General features: G+C 49.2%; 18 protein-coding genes and 1 pseudogene. 8 read left to right on the top strand and 11 right to left on the bottom strand.

Translation table 11 applies throughout. From position 1 onward, the window contains the following. Positions 1–173 precede the first annotated feature (173 nt). The 5 genes and pseudogenes from OCV62_RS00265 to OCV62_RS00245 all read left to right on the top strand — a co-directional run bounded on the left by OCV62_RS00265 (position 174) and on the right by OCV62_RS00245 (position 4,083). Positions 174–587 (top strand): cysteine-rich VLP domain-containing protein, encoded by a 414-nt coding sequence (locus tag OCV62_RS00265; protein WP_262584602.1) that lies wholly within the window; start codon positions 174–176, stop codon positions 585–587. A 111-nt stretch (positions 588–698) separates the two neighbouring features. Continuing rightward, the gene (locus tag OCV62_RS00260; protein WP_262584600.1) at positions 699–1,094 is read left to right on the top strand and encodes a replication initiator protein A; all 396 of its coding nucleotides are present in this window, start codon (positions 699–701) and stop codon (positions 1,092–1,094) included. A gap of 183 nt (positions 1,095–1,277) precedes the next feature. Beyond that, positions 1,278–2,216 (top strand): MobV family relaxase, encoded by a 939-nt coding sequence (gene mobV / locus OCV62_RS00255; protein WP_262584598.1) that lies wholly within the window; start codon positions 1,278–1,280, stop codon positions 2,214–2,216. Between the two features lie 70 nt (positions 2,217–2,286). After that, positions 2,287–2,478, top strand: coding sequence for a hypothetical protein (locus OCV62_RS00250; RefSeq protein ID WP_262584596.1), 192 nt, complete (start codon positions 2,287–2,289; stop codon positions 2,476–2,478). Positions 2,479–2,572: 94 nt separating this feature from the next. Next, positions 2,573–4,083: pseudogene (locus OCV62_RS00245) on the top strand (recombinase family protein). Between the two features lie 138 nt (positions 4,084–4,221). Here the strand turns inward: OCV62_RS00245 and OCV62_RS00240 are convergent. Beyond that, positions 4,222–6,036 (bottom strand): aminopeptidase P family protein, encoded by a 1,815-nt coding sequence (locus OCV62_RS00240; protein WP_262584594.1) that lies wholly within the window; start codon positions 6,034–6,036, stop codon positions 4,222–4,224. Positions 6,037–6,416: 380 nt separating this feature from the next. Between OCV62_RS00240 and OCV62_RS00235 the strand changes: the two genes are divergently transcribed. Next, positions 6,417–7,793 carry a citrate/2-methylcitrate synthase gene (locus OCV62_RS00235; RefSeq protein WP_021915948.1) on the top strand — a complete coding sequence of 459 codons (1,377 nt, stop codon included), beginning with the start codon at positions 6,417–6,419 and terminating at the stop codon, positions 7,791–7,793. Between the two features lie 277 nt (positions 7,794–8,070). Here the strand turns inward: OCV62_RS00235 and thrC are convergent, their stop codons facing one another. Both thrC and OCV62_RS00225 read right to left on the bottom strand, forming a co-directional pair. After that, the gene (gene thrC, locus OCV62_RS00230; protein ID WP_021915947.1) at positions 8,071–9,561 is read right to left on the bottom strand and encodes a threonine synthase; all 1,491 of its coding nucleotides are present in this window, start codon (positions 9,559–9,561) and stop codon (positions 8,071–8,073) included. A 113-nt stretch (positions 9,562–9,674) separates the two neighbouring features. Then, entirely contained in the window at positions 9,675–10,343 is a 669-nt protein-coding gene (locus tag OCV62_RS00225; RefSeq protein WP_262584591.1) for a cell wall hydrolase, read from the bottom strand. Between the two features lie 428 nt (positions 10,344–10,771). On the opposite strand from OCV62_RS00225, the gene OCV62_RS00220 reads away from it, so the two are divergent. Beyond that, a complete protein-coding gene (locus OCV62_RS00220; protein ID WP_262584589.1) occupies positions 10,772–11,773 on the top strand; it encodes an FAD:protein FMN transferase in 1,002 nt (333 codons plus the stop codon). Between the two features lie 104 nt (positions 11,774–11,877). Here OCV62_RS00220 and OCV62_RS18410 read toward each other — a convergent pair whose 3' ends face one another. From OCV62_RS18410 to rsxC, 6 genes are read right to left on the bottom strand one after another with little or no spacing between them, the layout of a single operon-like run. Further along, positions 11,878–12,672 carry an RnfABCDGE type electron transport complex subunit B gene (locus OCV62_RS18410; protein WP_021914528.1) on the bottom strand — a complete coding sequence of 265 codons (795 nt, stop codon included), beginning with the start codon at positions 12,670–12,672 and terminating at the stop codon, positions 11,878–11,880. Positions 12,673–12,682: 10 nt separating this feature from the next. Continuing rightward, positions 12,683–13,258, bottom strand: coding sequence for an electron transport complex protein RnfA (locus tag OCV62_RS00210; protein ID WP_117959888.1), 576 nt, complete (start codon positions 13,256–13,258; stop codon positions 12,683–12,685). A gap of 14 nt (positions 13,259–13,272) precedes the next feature. Beyond that, positions 13,273–14,013 (bottom strand): electron transport complex subunit RsxE, encoded by a 741-nt coding sequence (rsxE, locus tag OCV62_RS00205; RefSeq protein WP_262584588.1) that lies wholly within the window; start codon positions 14,011–14,013, stop codon positions 13,273–13,275. Next, entirely contained in the window at positions 14,006–14,632 is a 627-nt protein-coding gene (locus OCV62_RS00200; RefSeq protein WP_262584587.1) for an RnfABCDGE type electron transport complex subunit G, read from the bottom strand. The genes rsxE and OCV62_RS00200 overlap by 8 nt, the downstream gene beginning before the upstream one ends. Further along, positions 14,629–15,570, bottom strand: coding sequence for an RnfABCDGE type electron transport complex subunit D (locus OCV62_RS00195; protein ID WP_117959842.1), 942 nt, complete (start codon positions 15,568–15,570; stop codon positions 14,629–14,631). The genes OCV62_RS00200 and OCV62_RS00195 overlap by 4 nt, the downstream gene beginning before the upstream one ends. Further along, positions 15,567–16,901, bottom strand: coding sequence for an electron transport complex subunit RsxC (gene rsxC / locus OCV62_RS00190; protein ID WP_021914533.1), 1,335 nt, complete (start codon positions 16,899–16,901; stop codon positions 15,567–15,569). Before rsxC ends, OCV62_RS00195 begins: the two co-directional genes overlap by 4 nt. Before the next feature lie 131 nt (positions 16,902–17,032). On the opposite strand from rsxC, the gene OCV62_RS00185 reads away from it, so the two are divergent. Beyond that, the gene (locus OCV62_RS00185) at positions 17,033–18,157 is read left to right on the top strand and encodes a ribonuclease H-like domain-containing protein (protein ID WP_262584586.1); all 1,125 of its coding nucleotides are present in this window, start codon (positions 17,033–17,035) and stop codon (positions 18,155–18,157) included. Positions 18,158–18,406: 249 nt separating this feature from the next. On the opposite strand, the gene rpsA is transcribed toward OCV62_RS00185, so the two are convergent. Together rpsA and ispH are read right to left on the bottom strand one after the other, a co-directional pair. Then, entirely contained in the window at positions 18,407–19,540 is a 1,134-nt protein-coding gene (gene rpsA / locus OCV62_RS00180) for a 30S ribosomal protein S1 (protein WP_021914535.1), read from the bottom strand. Continuing rightward, positions 19,521–20,369, bottom strand: coding sequence for a 4-hydroxy-3-methylbut-2-enyl diphosphate reductase (gene ispH / locus OCV62_RS00175; RefSeq protein ID WP_262584585.1), 849 nt, complete (start codon positions 20,367–20,369; stop codon positions 19,521–19,523). Before ispH ends, rpsA begins: the two co-directional genes overlap by 20 nt. Positions 20,370–20,396: the final 27 nt, after the last annotated feature.

The raw sequence follows: 20,396 nt of genomic DNA, 5'->3' as shown, positions 1-20,396 counted from the left end.
AAAAATGAATGACCGTCCGAAAAGGAATACCCCGGCAGGGGAAGCACTGCAACGAGCCACTTTGGGACAAAATGTCCCGAAGTCCGGGGAGCGTGCCAACGCTGGAACACGCCGCAGGAATGGGGCAGGAAGCCTTTTCGGGGAGAACGGCTAAGGAAAAATGGAGGGAACACATGAGAGAGAACCCATATAAACGACTGCCGCCCATAGAGCGCAGGCAGGACGGTTCCCTTTACCGCATGACACCGGCACAGAGGAAACAGGCAAACGCCCTGATCTGCCGGGAGTGCTGCTGTTATGAGGATGGGAACTGTATGCTCCTTGACGATGGGGACACCCACACCTGCCCCCAGACTATTTCTTTCTCGGTCTGCTGTAAGTGGTTCCGCTGGTCGGTCTTGCCGCAAATCGGAACGCTGGAAGCGGAGATTTTCCGGGATAAGGAGCTGAAACGCTGTGCGATCTGCGGCAGAGTGTTTGTCCCAAAGTCCAACCGGGCGAAATACTGTCTCGATTGTGCCGCCGTAGTTCACAGGCGGCAGAAAACAGAAAGTGAACGGAAAAGGAGGTCTTGTGTGGACAGTTAGGGGCTGAAAAGTCCTTGATTTACAAGGCTTTGCAAGCACAGAACAGGGGCAGGCAATAGAAAGTACTGTCTACCCCCGGAAACGGGCTTCTAACCGTCCACAAAACACGATATGACAAACACCATTTATATCCATCAGCCGGAAAAGGCGGTCAGCTTTACCCGGCTTCCCAATTTCCTTTTTGAAGCCCCCACATTCACGCCCCTGTCCAACGAAGCAAAGGTACTGTATGCCTTTATCCTGCGCCGGACAGACCTGTCCCGGAAAAACGGCTGGGCGGACGAATATGGGCGCATTTACCTCTACTATCCCATCAACGAGGTAGTGGAGCTGCTCCACTGCGGGCGGCAGAAAGCGGTCAACACCCTGCGGGAGTTGCAATACGCCGGACTGATAGAGATTCAGAAGCAGGGCTGTGGAAAACCCAACCGCATTTACCCAAAATCCTACGAAGCGGTTCCAAACACCGACTTCAAGAAATCCGGTTATGGAACGCGGTCGGACTGAAAACCGCACTCCACAAGTACGATAATCAATTCTCTTGAAGTACGGAAACCGGACGGTATATAGAAATACAGAGATAAAAATATTGATTTATATTCTATCCATTCCCTTCCGATCCGAGATATTTTCTGCTGGATTTTCCTGTGGAGAAGTCCCGGAAAGGAACGGAATGGGGAAAGGAGTTTCATGGCACAACACGCAATTTTGCGATTTGAAAAGCACAAGGGCAATCCGGCAAGACCGCTGGAAGCCCATCACGAACGGCAAAAGGAACAGTACGCCAGCAATCCCGACATTGACACCAGCCGGAGCAAGTACAACTTCCATATCGTTAAGCCAGAGGGCAGGTACTACCACTTTATACAGAACCGTATTGAACAGGCAGGCTGCCGTACCCGTAAGGACAGTACCCGGTTTGTGGATACGCTGATTACCGCCAGCCCGGAATTTTTCAAGAAGAAGTCCCCAAAGGAGATACAGGAATTTTTCCAGAGGGCGGCTGATTTCTTAATCGGGCGGGTAGAGAAAGAAAATATCGTGTCGGCGGTGGTACACATGGACGAGAAAACGCCCCACCTGCATTTGGTCTTTGTCCCGCTGACAGAGGACAACCGCCTGTGTGCAAAGGAGATTATTGGGAACAGAGCCAGCCTCACAAAATGGCAGGACGATTTTCACGCCTATATGGTGGAGAAATATCCCGACTTGGAGCGTGGGGAAAGTGCCAGCAAGACAGGCAGGAAGCATATCCCCACCCGTTTGTTCAAGCAGGCGGTCAATCTCTCCAAACAGGCAAGAGCCATTGAAGCCACGCTGGACGGTATTACCCCGTTCAACGCCGGAAAGAAGAAAGAGGAAGCCCTCTCCCTGCTGAAAAAGTGGTTTCCGCAGATGGAGAATTTCTCTGGTCAGCTCAAAAAATACAAGGTCACAATAAACGACCTTTTAGCAGAAAATGAACAGTTGGAAGCCAGAGCAAAAGCCAGTGAAAAAGGCAAGATGAAAGATACGATGGAACGGGCAAAGCTGGAAAGCGAGCTGAAAGACATTCAGCGGCTGGTAGACCGTATCCCGCCGGAGGTGCTGGCAGAACTGAAACGGCAGCAGCACACAAAGGAGAGGTGATTGATGACAGAAAACATTTCACGCCGCAGCATGGCGGCACTGCACTTTGAAAATTAAATACGGAGGTACTATGGAGCATATCAGATACAAGAAAGAAACCGAAGTCGTGACTTTTCAAGGAAAGGAAATCACGCTGGAAAATCTCTCCCCGGTGTTCACGCCGGAGCAGGAAGCGGCAAAACGCCGGGAGCTGAAACAGCAGCTTTATGAGGTATTCCGCAAGTATGCCGACAAACGGCAGAGTGAGGAAGCCGGGGCATAAGGTTTTCCGAAGCCATCGTTGATTTGCGGGGCTGCTGGCGGTATAATAAAGGTGTCAGCAGCTCCGTTTCTTTTTTAAGAAAAGGAGCGACAATATGAACAATCGAATAGACGCAATCTATGCAAGACAATCGGTAGACAAAAAGGACAGCATTTCCATTGAAAGCCAGATTGAGTTTTGCAAATACGAATTGAAAGGCGGGAACTGCAAAGAGTACAAGGACAAAGGGTATTCCGGGAAAAATACGGAGCGTCCACAATTCCAACAGCTTATGCGGGATATTGAAAGCGGCCTTGTGCGGAAAGTGGTGGTTTACAAGCTCGACCGCATCAGCCGTTCCATTCTCGACTTTGCGAAGATGATGGACTTCTTCCAAAAGTACGAAGTGGAGTTTGTGTCCTCTACGGAGAAGTTTGACACCTCCACCCCGATGGGGCGGGCTATGCTGAATATCTGTATCGTGTTCGCCCAGCTTGAACGGGAAACGATACAGAAGCGGGTGACGGACGCTTACTACTCCCGCAGTCAGCGGGGCTTCAAGATGGGCGGGAAAGCCCCTTACGGCTTCCATACAGAGCCGATTAAGATGGACGGTATCAACACAAAGAAGCTGGTGGTAAACCCGGACGAAGCAGCAAATATCCGGCTGATGTTTGAGATGTATGCCCAGCCCACAACCTCCTACGGGGACATTACCCGGTACTTTGCGGAACAGGGGATTTTGTTCCATGGCAAAGAGCTGATACGCCCACGCTGGCGCAGATGTTACGCAATCCTGTCTATGTGCAGGCAGACCTTGATGTGTACGAATTTTTCAAAAGTCAAGGGACGGTCATTGTCAATGACGCTGCCGATTTTACTGGCATGAACAGCTGCTATCTGTATCAAGGGCGGGATGTGAAGCCCAGCAAGAAGAACGACTTGAAAGACCAAATGCTGGTACTGGCTCCCCATGAGGGCATTGTCCCCTCCGACATCTGGCTGACCTGTCGTAAGAAGCTGATGAACAACATGAAAATCCAGTCTGCCCGGAAAGCCACCCACACATGGCTGGCGGGAAAAATCAAGTGCGGGAACTGCGGGTATGCCCTTATGAGCATTAACAATCCTGTGAGGAAGCAATATCTCCGCTGCACAAAACGGCTGGACAATAAAAGCTGTGCCGGGTGCGGGAAAATCATCACTTCGGAACTGGAAACGGTTGTTTATCAGCAGATGGTAAAGAAACTGGCAAGCTACAAGACGCTGACAGGCAGAAAGAAAGCGGCAAAGGCAAACCCTAAAATTGCCGCCCTGCAAGTGGAGCTTGCCCATGTGGACAGCGAGATTGAAAAGCTGGTGGACAGTCTGACGGGCGCAAACAATGTGCTGCTCTCCTATGTGAATGTGAAGATAGCGGAACTGGACGGACGCAAGCAGGAACTTCTGGCGAGGATAGCGGAACTAACGGTGGAAGCCATTAGCCCGGAACAAGTCAGCCAGATTTCCGGCTACCTCGACACTTGGGAGAATGTATCCTTTGACGACAAGCGGCGGGTGGTGGATTTAATGATTACCACCATAGCCGCTACAAGCGACAGCTTGAACATCACATGGAAAATCTGACGGGCGGAACCCCTCCCGTCAGATACCTACTCTGTGTAGTCCCTTGTAAACTGTACTTTCCTATACGATAAAAAACAGGCAGGACCTCTTTTTCAAAATGTCCTGCCTACTGTTCCTTCTGAGTGTTTCCTGCCCGCCTTAAATCTCCCGTGTCGCTTCTTTGAGCCATGCCGCCTCTTCTTCGTTCAAATAAGGCGTCATTTTTTCGCGCACCTGTGCGTGATAACGGTTTAACCGCTCAATATCTTTTCTCTCCATCACAGAAACATCGATGGCATCCAGATCGATCGGTGCCCAGGTCAGCGTATCGAAATACATGAACTGTCCATCTCCGTTTTTCACGCCGTTTCTGGCAACCATCACATTTTCAATTCGGATACCGTGGCTTCCTTCGATATAAATACCGGGCTCATTTGTCACATCCATCCCTGCTTCGATCGGCACTTCTTTTTGATTGCCGGTGAAACGCCAGCGGATGCCCTGGGGTCCCTCATGGACATTCAAAATATAACCGACGCCGTGACCGGTTCCGCATTTATAGTCGATGTTCTGATCCCACATGGGCTGACGTGCCAGAATATCCAGGTTTCTGCCGGTGCAGCCGTACAAAAATTTCGCGTCTGTCAGCTGCAGCATGCCCTTTGCGACCGCTGTGTAATGCTCCTTGATCGTCTGGGAAACCGGCCCCAACACGATCGTTCTCGTCACATCCGTCGTACCGCCAAGATACTGACCGCCGGAATCCACCAAAAGCATACCTTCCGGCGCAAGCGCTGCGCAGTTGTCCTCGGTCGCCTCATAATGCATCATCGCTGCATTTGTCCCATAAGCGCTGATCGTTGGAAAGGAAAGATCCAGATAACCGTCGATCTCACTGCGCAGATGATCCAGATACATCGCAGCGGAATACTCCGTCATCGGAATTTTACCAACATTTTTCTTGACCCAGTAAATAAACTTGCAGACCGCCGCGCTGTCTTTTAAATAGACCTCTTGCATATTTTCCAGCTCGGTTTCATTTTTGACCGCCTTTAACAGCTCTGTCGGATTCGCTGCATCGACCACTTCTGCACGGTTTTCCAAAATCTTATAAAAAGCGTAGCTGACGTTGCCTTCATCGCACATCACGCTGCCTGTGATCGCACAGGACTCCATCCACTCTGCCGCCTCTTCATACGGATGCAGGGTAATGTGATACTTCGCCGCATGCGCTTTTAACACATCCGTCACTTCCCCATCCTGGAGAAAGAAATGGCACTCATCCTGTGTCAGATACGCATAGGACAATGCAACCGGATTGCATTCCACATCCGCGCCGCGGATATTCAACAGCCACATCAGATCGTCCAGCTTGCTCAAAAACAGACCGGACGCGCCGTGAGCTGCCATATCTTTACGAACTGCAGCCAGCTTTTCGGAAACATTCTGTCCAAACAGCGCCTCGTCCGGAACCAGAACCGGATGGCACGGAAGTGCCGGTCTGTCCGTCCAGACTTCATCTGCGAGATCTTTGCCATACACGATTTTAATCTGCTTGTCCGCCAGGTCTTTTTCCAGCTTCAAACCAAATCTCGTATCGACGACACGACCATCAAAGCCAAGTGTTTGACCGTTTTCCATCTTCTGCTGTAAAAATTCTTCCTTCGTCGGAACGTTGTCCTCCAGCATCCGGTATAAAGTAACTCCGGTTCCTGTAAGCTCCCGCTCCGCCTGGATAAAATATCTGCCATCCGTCCACAGACCAGCTTCGTCCATTCCGACGATCAGCGTTCCGTTTGATCCGGAAAAGTTGCATAAATATTCTCTTACCTTAAAATAAGCGTCCACATATTCCGAATTGTGAAAATCCGCTGTGGGAACCATGTACCAGTCTACGCCGTTTTTCTTCATGACCGCCCGCAGCGCTGCCAGACGATCCTGTATCTTCTGATTGACCATTTGTATTTCCTCCATGTGCCGGAGATTTTGGCACTACCAAAAATCTATCACAACAGCACATACCGCGCAAGAACTTGTCATAAGATTTTTTAAGGCTCTTTTCATTGATTTCACACTCGATTACAGTTCGCACGCGCCATTCGCAAAATTGTAAACTTATTCTAAACTTTTTGTTTTTTTCTTGTTTCCGTTCCTGTACTCGTGCTATAATTTACTATAAAATCAGCAAATTCCGGTACAAAAGCACAATGGTATTCGACGAATTTCAGCTGTCATGTCTATTTTCAGACATATCCTCATTTCTATGTATGTTCCGGCTGTCCTTTGCACAGCAAGCATCCTTTTTCTTTTGCATCGGTACAGCCATATATTATTTTCAGAAAGGCGGTATTTCCATGGAACTTCAGGTTACGAATAATTTTTCCGATATTACATCCGAAATCCTTGCGCTTGCAAAAATGAGTGAGCAGGCAGGCTCCATTGCGCCTGAGCTCTACACACAGTACGACGTCAAACGCGGTCTGCGGGATTTAAACGGCAAAGGCGTCCTCGCAGGACTCACCAATATTTCTGACGTGCGCGCCACCAAAATCGTAAACGGCGAAGCTGTTCCCGCACATGGGCAGCTGTTTTACCGCGGCTACAACGTGGAAGATCTCGTGCGCGGCTTTAGCAAAGACAACCGTTTCGGCTTCGATGAGGTAACTTATCTGCTGTTGTTTAACAAGCTTCCTAACAAGGAGGAGCTGGAATCCTTTTCCCGACTGCTCAATTCCTATCGAAGCCTGCCCACCAGCTTTGTCCGCGATATTATCATGAAAGCCCCCAGTAAGGATATGATGAATACCCTCGCCCGCAGCGTTCTGACCCTGTATTCCTACGACGACCGTGCAGACGATGTTTCCCTGCCAAACGTCCTGCGTCAGTGCCTGCAGCTCATCAGCCTCTGCCCGATGCTGTCCATCTACGGCTACCAGGCCTACAGCCACTATCATGACGGCAACAGCCTGTATATCCACCAGCCTTCCCAGACGCTCTCCATGGCGGAAAATATTTTACATATCCTGCGCCCTGACAGCAGTTACACCCCTTTGGAAGCGAAAATCCTCGATATCGCGCTGATTCTGCATATGGAGCATGGCGGTGGTAATAACTCATCCTTTACCACGAGGGTTGTCACCTCCTCCCTGTCCGATACCTATTCTGTTATCGCAGCGGCAATTGGCTCCTTAAAGGGTCCCCGCCACGGCGGCGCAAATATCAAGGTTGTCAAGATGTTCGAGGAAATGAAAGAAGAAGTACACGACTGGAAAGACGATGAAGAAATCAGCCGTTACCTCGCACGCCTGCTCAACAAGGACGCATTCGACCATGCCGGTCTGATCTACGGCGTCGGCCATGCGGTTTACTCCAAATCTGACCCGCGTGCTGTCATCTTCAAGGGCTTCGTAGAACGCCTTTCCGAAGAAAAGGGACTGCATGATGAATTCGAACTTTATAACAGCGTAGAGCGTCTCGCCCCTGCCGTCATCGCCAAAGAACGTCAGATGTACAAGGGCGTCAGCGTCAACGTCGACTTCTATTCCGGCTTTGTATACAAGATGCTCGGACTGCCGATGGAGCTCTACACCCCGATCTTCGCCATCGCCCGTATGGTCGGCTGGAGCGCGCACCGCATGGAAGAGCTTGCTACCAATAGCAAGATCATCCGCCCTGCGTATAAGACGCTCTGCACCGATCAGCCTTATGTGGAGCTGTCGGAAAGAAAATAACTGCGCGCAGTGGATCCCATAACGTCAATGCAGTTTCAACCATCAAGATAAACGGGCTTTCCCCACTGTTGACAGCCCGCACATTTTTACAATTGTGTAATCAAGGGGCGACAGCAAAGAATGCTGCCGCCCCCTTTGCCGGGCACACAAAAAACGGAGAACCATCAGGTTCTCCGTCATTTCTATCATCCATCTCTTTGTGATTTATGCCATTGGAAAGCTCGCAGAGCACGCATTCTGTTATTCATGACAATAGAATGCTCGAAGAGCGTGCATTCTATTGTTTTTCCAAAAACTCCATCACTGCCTGTTTCATGCCATCTTTTTCGCACTGGATGTTATGGAGCACCGGTGCGTTGCGGATTTTTGTGATCGCATCCGGAATCTTCACTCCACTGATCTTTTCCAATTCTTCCGTCAGGGCAAAATCATCCATATCTGCATATTTTTCATCCATAGCACTCAACACGGTTCTGGTGAATTTATACGGACTTGCAGTAGATGCGATCACAGTTTTTGTCGTGTCGCCGGTTTCTTCTTTATATTTGTTGTAAACCGCTGCTGCAACCGCGGTATGCGGATCGAGCACATAGTCGGTATCTTCGTACAGGCTGCGGATCTGCGCCGCGCATTCCTCCTGTGTCGCATAATTTCCGTAAAAATCACCGAGCTTTTCTTTCATCTCTGCAGTGATTTCATATTTGCCATCACCTGCAAGCGCCGCCATCAGGGACGCGTTGCATGCAGCATCCTCTCCTGCAATCCGATAAATCAGCCGTTCCAGATTGCTCGAAATCAGAATATCCATCGACGGGGACGTTGTAAGGATAAAATCACGATTTCTGTCATAAGCACCTGTACGGAAGAAATCATATAATACTTTATTGTCATTGGACGCACAGATCAGCTTTTTGATCGGCAGTCCCATATTTTTTGCATAATAGGCAGCCAAAATATTGCCGAAGTTTCCGGTCGGAACAGTAACATTGATCTCCTCGCCTGCTTTGATACGTCCTTCTTTTACAAGCTGTGCATATGCATAAACATAATAAACGATCTGGGGAACCAGACGTCCGATGTTAATGGAGTTTGCAGAAGAGAACTGATAGCCTCTTTCTTCCATCCATGCTGCAAGCTCTTTATCTGCAAACAGCTTCTTGACGCCGGACTGGGCATCATCGAAATTTCCGTGGATACCGATCACGCGGGTGTTTGCGCCGGTCTGGGTGACCATCTGTTTTTCCTGAATCGGGCTAACACCGTCCTTGGGATAAAAGACCATAATTCTCGTGCCGGGCACATCCGCAAAACCTGCCAGAGCCGCCTTTCCGGTATCTCCGGAGGTCGCCGTCAGAATTACGATTTCATTTTTGATCTGATTTTTCTTCGCTGCAGTCGTCATCAGGTACGGCAGAATCGAAAGTGCCATATCCTTAAACGCGATCGTCGGACCGTGGAACAGTTCCAGATACCACGCATTTTTCACTTCTGCCAACGGGGCGATCGCCTCCGTATCGAACTTACCGTCGTACGCCTTGTCGATGCAATAACGAAGCTCTTCCTCTGTAAAATCCGTCAGCAAAAGCTTCATCACTTCATATGCGGTCTGGCGATAATCCATCTGTGCAAACTCGTCCAGCGTTTTATCAAAAGAAGGCAACGCCTGGGGCACAAACAGACCACCGTCCGATGCAAGACCTTCCAGAATTGCTTTAGATGCCGACACGCTCTCTTCATTTCCTCTCGTACTTCTATACAAAACTTCCATGCTTCCTCCTGTTTCTGCTGCAGTTGCACAGCTTCGTTTCTTTTTTCTGTCCGTTTCGCTCAATTTTATCACAGGTTTTCTGACAGGACAATACCTTTTCCGATTTTTTGTCTTTATCCAAAGAACTCATGTCCGCCATGCGCAAACAATCTGACCAGATGTGTATCGAACCAGCGCATATTTTTTTCATTCGCCGCATTTCGCGCAGCAAAGTACAGCGCCCCTTTTGACAAATCCGTTCCATCCAGCGCTAACTCTACCGCCTGTTTCGTTTCCTCACTGATTGAAACAGTGTCGATCGTTCCGTTTTTTACCGGGGAAAACTGATAAACACCGTTGCTGTGCTGATACACCACATCTGTCACACAATCCGGGAACAGCTCGCTCTTTACCCGGTTTAAGACGACGTTTGCAACCAAAATCCTGCCGTTTAAATCCTCCGATCCGGCTTCCGCCTCCACGATTTTCAAAAGCACCTGATAATCCGCGCTGCTGATAGAAAGCTGTGTGCTGTCTGAAACAGCTGCTGCGCTATCCTCCCGTTCCAGCATCCTCACCTGCAGCGTCGGCTCTGCCAGATCGTTTTCCTCCATGGTCCGCCCGTTTTCTTCTTTTTCATAATCCAAAAGTTCCTCCATGCAGACGACGCTGTCCATGCTGTCCAGATACCGTCCCATTTCTCCTACCGTTCCGGTCAGCCGGACGCAAAACCATGCAGATACAAACATCATGGACGCCCCGGTCAGCCATATACCATATTTTAATGTACTGTTTTTTTCCATTTCCATCCCCGTTCCCGGCTGTACGCCTTCTAAAAGTCTATACAGCCAGTCTGAAAAAAATCACTTTTTTCACAGACAAACTGCGACAGAAACTTCATTTTATGGTAGGATGGAGGAATACTGGGGCAAAATAGGAACGAATTACGCATATTTTTAGAATTGCATCCGTGCTAAAAGCAATCCAGTATTTTATCTATTACAGTTCACTCATGCCCTTCTGAGTTCAGATTCCGTGCTTGCACGAAAATCTGAACTCAGAAGGGCACGAAGAGAGCGCCATTTTATGAGCAAAAAGAGCTGCGAAGCAGCGGAAAGCATCAAAGATGCGATTCATGACAATAGAATGTTCGCGGAGCGAGCAATCTATTGTATAGCGAATGGCGCGGGTGAACTGTAACTTTTATCTTGACCTGAAAGGATTTCTATCTATGATTTTATTTAAAAAATTTTTCGCACCGATCACTCTCCTGCTGTGCTTCACCCTGTCATTATCCCTGACCGGCTGCAGCGCATCTTCTGCGCAGCCGTTTTCCAAAACCGGCTTCTATTTTGACACCGTGATTTCCCTGACATGCTATGGAAACGATGCCCAAGCCGTCCTGAACGAGGCATTTGAACTCTGCGAGCACTATGAAAATCTGTTGAGCTACACCAAAGAAGGCAGTGATATCTGGAATATTAACCATGCGAATGGACAGCCTGTCACTGTCGATTCTGAAACTGCCTCTCTGCTGCAGACAGCGTTATACTGGTCTGAAAAAACAGACGGTCTGATCGATCCGACAATCACGCCGATTTCCCAGCTCTGGAACTTTTCCGGCGACCCGGCCGGTCCTGTCCCAAAGCAGTCCCAGATCAATGCCCTGCTCCCTCACGTCGATTACCACAATATCCGGATCGACGGCAATACGGTTACCCTCGCCGACCCAGATGCACAGCTTGACCTCGGATTTCTGGCAAAGGGTGCGATCGCAGACCGCCTGAAAGCATTTTTCCTCCAAAAGAATATCACAAGCGCCCTGATCAATCTTGGTGGAAACGTCCTGGCTGTCGGGCAAAAGCCGGATGGCACAGCATTTCGTACCGGCATCAAAAAGCCGTTTTCTGAAACAAACGAGCTGGTCGATATCGTCGCATTAAAAGACCAGTCCCTCGTCTCTTCCGGAAATTATGAGCGTTGCTTTCGGGAAAACGGAGTGCTGTATCATCATATTCTAGACCCTCACACCGGTTATCCCGCCGACACAGGCCTAAGCAGCGTTACGATCCTCTCCGATTCCTCCACGGACGGAGACGCCCTCAGCACGTCCTGCTTCTTACTTGGATATGAAAAAGGCAGGGAGTTGATCGACTCCCTGCCGGATATTGAAGCACTATTCGTTTTAAGCGACGGCACAATTTACCGCACGGAAGGATTCCCGCAATCGTAATCACTGAGAAAAGACCGCGCTGTATCGAATCTCAAAACTGATACAACACGGTTTTTTCCGTTCCAAACGCTCTGCGGCGAAACCTTCTTCGCAGGCGCAAACAATCAGTGCTTCACAATCACTTTCTTTGGACATTTCTCTGCGCAGATTCCGCAGCCCTTACAGGTTTCAGGATCAATCTTTGCGAGGAAGTCCGTCACTTTCGCTGCGCCAACCGGGCAGTTTCTTTGACAGAGTGTACAGCCGATACAACCTGCGCTGCACTCCTTCATCGTCACAGGACCTTTTGCCTTGGAGCTGCATGCCACCAGATACTTTGCATCGTAAGGAACCAGCGAAATCAGGTGCTTCGGACATGCTGCGACACATTTTCCACATGCCTTGCAGGCTTCCTTATCGACAACTGCTACGCCGTCTACGACATGGATTGCGTCGAAGGGACATGCCTTTACGCAGTTACCGAAACCGGTACAACCATAATCACAGGATTTCGGACCGCCGTTCGGGACAAAGGAAAGCATCGCACAGTCGGCGATTCCATGATACTCATAATCTGTCTTCGCCTTATCGCAGGTTCCCTGACAGGCTACAAATGCAACCTTTTTCGTCTCTTTTCCCGCTTCTACGCCCATGATCTTTGCGATCTCTTTTCCAACCGGCTCACCGCCCACCGGACAGGCATTGACCGGCGCTTCCCCTTTGGCAATTGCTGCCGCCAGATTTGCACAGCCCGCATAACCGCAGCCGCCGCAGTTATTTCCCGGAAGGGCTGACAAAACAGCCTCTTCCCGTTCATCTACTTCTACTTTAAATTTGATTCCGGCAATGCCCAGAAACAGGCCGATAAACAGACCAACCGCTCCTACCACTGCCATTGCAATCAGGATACCGCTTACCATTCTCCGCCTCCTATAACAGTCCGGAAAATCCGCAGAAAGCGATTGCCATCAGTCCTGCTGTGACGAGAACCATCGGCATTCCCTTAAAGGATTCCGGATAATCGTTGTATTCCAGTTTCTCACGGATGCCCGCAAGAATGACAATGGAAATCGTGAAACCAAGCGCCGTCGCAAAGCCATTCACCATGCCGGTAAAGATGCCGTACTCCTTCTGCACGTTGGTCAGCGCAACACCGAGCACCGCGCAGTTGGTCGTAATCAGCGGCAGATAAACGCCGAGCGCCTCATACAGCGATTTCATATATTTTTTGAGGAACATTTCTACGAACTGTACCAGCGCCGCAATGACGAGGATAAATACGATCGTCTGCAGATACTGGATGTTCAAAGGCGTCAGAATAAATTTGTAAATTGCTCCCGCCACACCGGAAGAAAGCGTAATGACAAAAATAACGGCGGTTCCCATTCCCGCTGCAGTTTCTACTTTTTTGGATACGCCCAGAAACGGACACAGTCCCAGAAACTGGCTCAATACTACGTTGCTGACCAGCGCAGAGCTGATCAGGATCAACAATAACTGCTGGATCTGTTCCATCATGTTCAGCCTTCCTCCTTCTTTGTCTGAGCAGCCGAATCCGAAGCGCCGTAAAAGCTGTGACCGCAGCAGCCGGAAACGCCACAGCTTAAACAGTCATCCGAGCAGCCGGACTGGATTTTGCTCATATCTTTTCCTTTTTTCTCACCGTTTATCTTGATCTTGTTCTGGGCAGCAGTCAGAAATGCCAGCACAAAGAATGCGCCGGGCGCCATAACGAAGATCGAAAACGGAACATAGGATTGGGGCATCACGCGGAAGCCGAACAGCTCTCCTGCGCCAAGGATTTCACGAACTGCACCAATACAGGTCAGCGCAACGGAAAATCCAAGTCCCATACCGATACCATCAAACAAAGAAGGGAGTACCGGATTTCTGGACGCATAGGATTCCGCTCTGCCCAGAATGATACAGTTTACGACAATCAGCGGAATATAAATACCCAGCGAATCATACAGGGACGGAATAAAGCCCTGCAGCAGAAGCTGCATCATCGTAACCAGAGACGCAGCGATGACGATGAACGCAGGAATTCTCACCTTATCGGGAATAATCTTGCGCAGTGCGGAAATGATCAGGTTACACAGTGCAAGGACTACCATCGTAGTCAGACCCATGCCCAGACCGTTGACTGCGCTGGTCGTAACTGCCAGGGTCGGACACATACCCAGCGTCAAAACAAACGTCGGGTTCTCTTTAACAATACCGTTATAAAGCCGCTCTGCAGGCGTATTTTTCTTACTCATTTGCTGCTCCTTCCCCTGCACCTTGCTGCAGCATGGTCTGGAAATAGTACACACCAGCGTTGACTCCATTGGTCACAGCATTGGTTGTGATCGTAGCGCCGGAAATGGCATCAATTTCATTGTCTGCTGTCGAACCGGTTTTAGTGTATACATACGGATAGGCATTTTTATCTGCAAACTGGGGAACCAGAACTTCTCCCGCCTGCATGCCAAGACCTGCTGTTTCGGAAATAGACAGCAGAGAAATCCCGTTTAATGTGCCGTCATTGCGCACGCCAACGGTAAACTGGATATCTCCGCCGTAGCCCTCATGGGTTGTCACCGTCAGCACATAACCAAGTACTGTTCCAGACGCATCCTTTGCCTCCTGACAGGCATTGACACTGGCTGCGCTGTAGCCGCCCTCATTGAGCACAGTCTGTGCAGCTTCTTCTGTAAAATCTGTCACAGCTTCAAAGCTTTCCGCATCAGAAAAGACCTCACGGCACGCATTTTCCTGTGCCAGCGCCTCCTGACGTGCGATTGGCTCTTTTGTTATCTGATAAACACAACCCAGCAGCAATCCGGCTACCAGGGTGATTGCGAACAGAATGCCCGCATCTTTCAGCATGCTCTTCATGACCGCTCTCCTCCTTTTCCGAATGCTTTCGGCATCGTATAACGCTCAATCAGCGGAACCAGAAGGTTGCCCAGAATAATCGCATAGGATACGCCCTCTGCGCTCGCGCCGAAAATACGGAAGATCGCGGTCAGGAAACCGAGAATCACACCGTAAATGTACTGTCCTTTTTTGGTGACAGGACGGGTTACATAGTCCGTCGCCATAAAGAATGCACCGAGCATCAGACCACCGCCTGCCAGCTGTGCGGACAGATATGCCGGGCTAATTGCAATTCCGCTAAGGGCTGCAAACAGCAGGACAAAAACGGCAAAGGAAGCGATATAGCTACCCGGTACGCGCAGGTCGATTACACCTGCAACGATCAGAACACAGGCGCCCAAAACGATCGCAATCACAGAGGTCTCACCGATCGTACCAGCCGTGCGTCCCAGAATCATGTTCAGAACGTTAACGCTTTCTCCTGCTTTCAGACTTGCCAGAGGCGTCGCACCGGTATAGGCATCGCAGTTAAAATTCGTCATCAGGGAGGTAAAGGAAATCAGCAGAAAGCATCTGCCTGCCAGCGCCGGGTTCATGAAGTTCTGTCCCAGTCCACCGAACAGCATCTTTACCACCAGGATTGCAAATACGCCGCCGACAACTGGAATCCAGAAAGGAACGGATACAGGCAGGTTTAATGCCAGTAACAATCCGGTTACGACTGCTGAGAAATCGCCGATCGTGATGGGTTTTTTCATCAGTTTTTCATAGATGTACTCGGTCAGGACACAGGTTGCGATACTGATCAGGATCAGAACCAGTGCCCGGAAGCCAAAATTGTAAATGCCAAAAAATGCGGGCAGAAGCAGTGCAATAACTACTGTCAGCATAATCCGGGAAGTGGTATCCTTCGCCCGGATATGGGGGTTGGAGGATACATTGCGTAAATCGCTCATTTCTTCGCCTCCTGCTGTTTTTTCTTTTTTTCAGCCAGAACCATCTTTCTCGCGGATTTGATCGCCTGTGTCAAAGGACGCTTTGCCGGGCAGACATAGCTGCAGCATCCGCATTCGCAGCATTCCAGACCGTTACAGGCTTCAAATCTTTCGAGGTCATGACGTTCTGCATAGTCTGCAAGGAGCTTGGGCACAACTCTGCCGGGACAGACTTCTACACAGCGTCCGCAGTTGATACACGCCGACGGCTGTGAATCTGCAACATCGTCATGAGTCAGGCACAGCAGTGCGGAGGATGTCTTGGTTGTCGGCACGTTTAAATCAAAAATACCAAAGCCCATCATCGGACCACCGGAAATAATCTTAGCAGGTTCCTGTACAAAACCACCCGCTTCTTCGATCAACTCGTTGTAATTGGTACCAATCCGGACAATAAAGTTTTGAGGGTTTGCAACTGCATCTCCCGTTACCGTTACGATACGGTGCATCAGCGGTTTCCCTTCGCGCACAGCCTGATTGATCGCAACAACCGTATCAACATTGTCTACGATACAACCCGCATCTGCAGGAAGCATGGAGGAATTGATCGCACGTCCTGTCACCGCATAAATCAGATGGCGCTCCGAGCCCTGCGGGTATTTTGTATGTAAGGCAGCCACGGAAATATCCGTTTCATCCTTTGTCAGCTTCTTTAACAGTGCGATTGCATCCGGTTTATTATCTTCTACTGCCAGCGTTCCCTTTGCGTTCGGGAACAGCTTTAACATTACCTTCAGACCGGCAATCAGCTTTTCCGGCTCCTCCATCATTCTTCTGTAGTCAGAGGTCAGGTACGGTTCGCATTCCGCACAGTTTACGATGACATCTGTAATGCTGTCCGGATTTTTCGGACTCAGTTTTACATGTGTCGGGAAACCTGCGCCGCCCATGCCGACGATGCCGGCTTCTTTCACTCTTCCGATAATTTCCTCCCGGCTTAATGTCTCCAGGTCTGCAGGAACAAACTCTGCTTCTTCATATAAATGGTCGTCCTCAATCACAATGCTCATTACATTGTCACCGGTTACGACGCGGTGTGGCTCGATCGCCTTAACTGTACCGGAAACCGTCGCATAAATCGGTGCCGATACAAAACCCTGGGCTTCCGCAATCTTCTGTCCTGTCAGTACATGGTCTCCCTTTGCCACGACAGGCACTGCAGGCGCACCGATATGCTGGGACAGCGGATATACCAGGTCACCCTTTGGCAGAACTGCCTTCATGGGCTTATCCTTCGACAGATCCTTCCCATCATAGGGATGAATGCCGCCCATAAATGTCAACTTAGCCATTCGCCAATCATCCTTCCTTTTCTTTTTTGTTTCTGAACATGTACATTGTATACATACATTCCATCTTGTATCATACTATTTTTTTAGCCAAAATACTACAGGAAATTTCAAAAATATGCTATCATACGGTTATGAAAACTTTAAAAAACCCTATTTTATCCGATACAACGAAAGAGCTGGCTTCTTTTTTTGAAGCCCCTCAGGACATTTTATTTTTCGATATCGAAACCACCGGATTTTCCGCGCGCAGCGCCTGCGTCTATCTGATCGGCTGCGCTTATCTGACCACAAACGGCTGGGAAACCCGGCAGTTTTTTGCGGAGACGCCCGATGATGAAGCGGATGTTTTGCAGCAGTTTTTCTCCTTTGCCGCCTCCTTTCCGGTCATGGTACATTTTAACGGAACAACCTTCGATGTTCCGTTTCTGCAGACCCGCGCGAAAAAATTCGGGCTTTCTTTTGTCCCGGCGTCCGTCCAGCACGACATCTACAAAAAAATAAGCCCTTATAAAAACCTCCTGCATCTGCCGGGATGTCGCCAGAAGCAGCTGGAGGAGTTTATCGACATCCATCGGGAAGACCATTTTAACGGCGGCGAGCTGATCGAGCTGTATCATTCCTACGCCATACAGCCTACAAAAGAGCTTCTCGACATCCTGCTTTTACACAACCGTGAAGACCTCGAGGGAATGATCACTCTTTACCGCGTGATGGCAATCCCGCTATTTTTCGAAGAACAGGGCTTTTCTCCGGTCACCCTTTCTCTCGAGCATACCGAGGACGCTTTTGGAAAAGCGCGGACCAATGCAGTCTTTACCCTGCAGACAGATATCCCTCTTCCGGTTTCTTTGTCCCTGCACGGCTCCGGCACTGTTTTAAAAAACTGCTTCCTCGCAGGCAGGGAACGGACTGTGCTGCTGCGCCTGCCGGTCTATGATGGCGTTTTAAAGCATTTTTATCCAGACTATAAAAACTATTCCTACCTACCTGCAGAAGATACCGCAATTCACAAATCCGTCGCCGTTTACGTCGATAAATCGCAGCGCATGCCCGCGACAGCCGCAACCTGTTATACAAAAAAAGAAGGACAATTTCTTCCCTGCTTCTCTGTGCCGGACGAGCTGCCGTTATTTCGGGAAAACCATAAAGACCGCCAGTGTTTCCTGCTCGCCGACGACTTGTTAAATTCTGACGCATCTGTCCAGAAAGAGTATCTGTCCGGGCTGCTGCGCGCACTGGTGAAAACAAAGAAATAGGTTGGTAAGAAATCCAATCAACAATAGAATGCACGCTCTGCGTGCATTCTATTGTTATGAATCAGAAAAAAGAATGTGCCTTGGCACATTCTCGCGCCGAGGCGCGGTTGCTTTAGCAACCATCTACCCTTGCGCCGGGTGCGCATCCTCGCGGAGCGTTTTTATCGTATGGAAACGAAGTTTCCTATACGATAAAAAACAGGATGTACGCAACTTACGCACATCCCGTTCTATTTCTTATCGTTTCAATTATTCAGCGTCCTGATCTGCGATTACCTTGTCGATATCAACAGATACTACATCGCCGTCTTCCTGCTCTTCCTTCTTCTCAGGAGCATGCAGCGCTTTGATGCTCAGGCTGATCTTCTTGTCCGCTTCGTTGAAGTCAACTACCTTTGCGGTAATCTCTTCGCCTACCTGCAGAACATCAGAGGGCTTCTCAATATGCTCTTTTGCGATCTGGGAAACATGAAGCAGAGCATCGATGCCGGATTCCAGCTCAACGAATGCGCCGAAATCAGTCATTCTTGCAACCTTACCGGTTACAACATTGCCGATTGCGTACTTGGTTGCTGCATCTTTCCAAGGGTTCTGATCTTCGAATTTCAGGCTCAGAGCAATCTTGCTGCCGTTGATCTCTTTGATCAGGACCTTCAGTTTTTCGCCAACCTTGAAGACTTTCTTAGGATGCTCAATACGTCCCCAGGACATCTCGGAGATATGAAGCAGACCATCTGCGCCGCCCAGATCTACGAATGCACCGAAATCGGTAACGTTCTTTACAACGCCTTCTACAACGTCACCTTCATGGATTCTTGCGAACAATGCAGCCTGCTGTTCTGCCTTCTTGGCAACAATCAGCTGCTTGCGATCGCCGATATATCTTCTTCTCTTAGGATTGTACTCGCTGATAACGAATTCGATCTCCTGATCTGCATACTTCGTCAGATCTTTCTCATAGGTATCGGAAACAAGACTTGCGGGGATGAAGATACGAACTTCATCTACAACAACAATCAGACCGCCATCCAGTACCTGTGTTACTTTTGCTTTCAGAACTTCATGGTTGTTGAAGGCTTCTTCGATTCTCTTGTTGCCTCTGTCAGCAGCAAGTCTCTTGTAAGTCAGCAAAACCTGTCCCTCACCGTCATTGACTTTCAGTACCTTAACTTCCATCGTGTCACCAGGTTTTACGACAGTTGTCAAATCCAGATTGGAGTCATTAGAATATTCGTTTCTGGTCAGAATGCCGTCAGATTTGCATCCGATGTTCAGTACGGCTTCTTCAGGCTTCACATCAATGACTGTACCTTCAACTACCTCTCCTGCATGTATTGTTTTCAGTGATGCATCAAGCATCTGTTCAAAAGTTAATTCGGACATAATTTTGAACCTCCTCGATAATTTTGTTCGGGGTAGATGCCCCGGCTGTAATACCCACTAGTCGGACAGATTTAGGTAGATCTAAATGCAAGTCATCCAGTGTCTGTATAAAATAGGTATCTGCACACTCCCGACTGCATATCTCGTACAGTTTCCTGGTATTGGAACTGTGCCTGCCACCTATTATTATCATTGCATCAACTTTGGCAGCGATTTCTTTTGCCTCGGTCTGTCTTTCCTCGGTTGCGTTACAGATCGTATTCACAACACTAATATCATAACCTTTTTTTCCGAAAATTTCAACAAGTTCTTGAAATTTATTGTAGTTAAATGTCGTCTGCGACACAATACAGACCGGCTGATCGGGATTACAGTGGATCTGTTCGATTTCTTCGGTGCACTCCGCCACCATCGCAGGGGTACTTGACCACCCCATAATCCCCTCTACTTCCGGGTGTCCTGCGTTGCCGATAATCAAAATCTGTTTTCCGTTTGCGCTCTCTTTTTCGACGATATTATGAATTCGCTTGACAAACGGGCAGGTCGCATCCACGCATTCCAGCCCCTGCTGCTCGATCTGGTCGTAAATCTCCTTTGCTACGCCGTGGGAGCGAATCACAATCACGCCCTCTTTGATCTGGCTGAGCTCTTCTTTTGTTTCAATTACAGAAACGCCTTTTTTTTCAAGGTCACCGACCACCTCTTCATTATGGATGATCGGACCGTAAGTATATATTTTTGCGCTGGTCTGCGCCAGCTCGTACACCCGGTCTACCGCACGCTTTACGCCAAAGCAAAAGCCCGCGCTTTTTGCAAGCAAAACTTCCATCTTTTCCTCATTTCTGCGCACGCATTT

It is taken from the genome of Gallintestinimicrobium propionicum, assembly GCF_025567525.1.
Lineage (GTDB): Bacteria > Bacillota > Clostridia > Lachnospirales > Lachnospiraceae > Gallintestinimicrobium > Gallintestinimicrobium propionicum.
Note: the sequence above shows the minus strand (reverse complement) of the source record. Positions and strands in the feature narration are given on the sequence as shown.

Coding starts and splice junctions, on each gene's coding strand:
- OCV62_RS00235 (WP_021915948.1), top strand. CDS start 6,417: ATGGAACTTCAGGTTACGAATAATTTTTCCGATATTACATCCGAAATC.
- OCV62_RS00200 (WP_262584587.1), bottom strand. CDS start 14,632: ATGAAGAGCATGCTGAAAGATGCGGGCATTCTGTTCGCAATCACCCTG.
- OCV62_RS00265 (WP_262584602.1), top strand. CDS start 174: ATGAGAGAGAACCCATATAAACGACTGCCGCCCATAGAGCGCAGGCAG.
- rpsA (WP_021914535.1), bottom strand. CDS start 19,540: ATGTCCGAATTAACTTTTGAACAGATGCTTGATGCATCACTGAAAACA.
- OCV62_RS00260 (WP_262584600.1), top strand. CDS start 699: ATGACAAACACCATTTATATCCATCAGCCGGAAAAGGCGGTCAGCTTT.
- OCV62_RS00225 (WP_262584591.1), bottom strand. CDS start 10,343: ATGGAAAAAAACAGTACATTAAAATATGGTATATGGCTGACCGGGGCG.
- OCV62_RS00195 (WP_117959842.1), bottom strand. CDS start 15,570: ATGAGCGATTTACGCAATGTATCCTCCAACCCCCATATCCGGGCGAAG.
- mobV (WP_262584598.1), top strand. CDS start 1,278: ATGGCACAACACGCAATTTTGCGATTTGAAAAGCACAAGGGCAATCCG.
- OCV62_RS18410 (WP_021914528.1), bottom strand. CDS start 12,672: ATGGTAAGCGGTATCCTGATTGCAATGGCAGTGGTAGGAGCGGTTGGT.
- rsxE (WP_262584588.1), bottom strand. CDS start 14,013: ATGAGTAAGAAAAATACGCCTGCAGAGCGGCTTTATAACGGTATTGTT.
- OCV62_RS00220 (WP_262584589.1), top strand. CDS start 10,772: ATGATTTTATTTAAAAAATTTTTCGCACCGATCACTCTCCTGCTGTGC.
- thrC (WP_021915947.1), bottom strand. CDS start 9,561: ATGGAAGTTTTGTATAGAAGTACGAGAGGAAATGAAGAGAGCGTGTCG.
- OCV62_RS00185 (WP_262584586.1), top strand. CDS start 17,033: ATGAAAACTTTAAAAAACCCTATTTTATCCGATACAACGAAAGAGCTG.
- OCV62_RS00250 (WP_262584596.1), top strand. CDS start 2,287: ATGGAGCATATCAGATACAAGAAAGAAACCGAAGTCGTGACTTTTCAA.
- rsxC (WP_021914533.1), bottom strand. CDS start 16,901: ATGGCTAAGTTGACATTTATGGGCGGCATTCATCCCTATGATGGGAAG.
- ispH (WP_262584585.1), bottom strand. CDS start 20,369: ATGGAAGTTTTGCTTGCAAAAAGCGCGGGCTTTTGCTTTGGCGTAAAG.
- OCV62_RS00240 (WP_262584594.1), bottom strand. CDS start 6,036: ATGGAGGAAATACAAATGGTCAATCAGAAGATACAGGATCGTCTGGCA.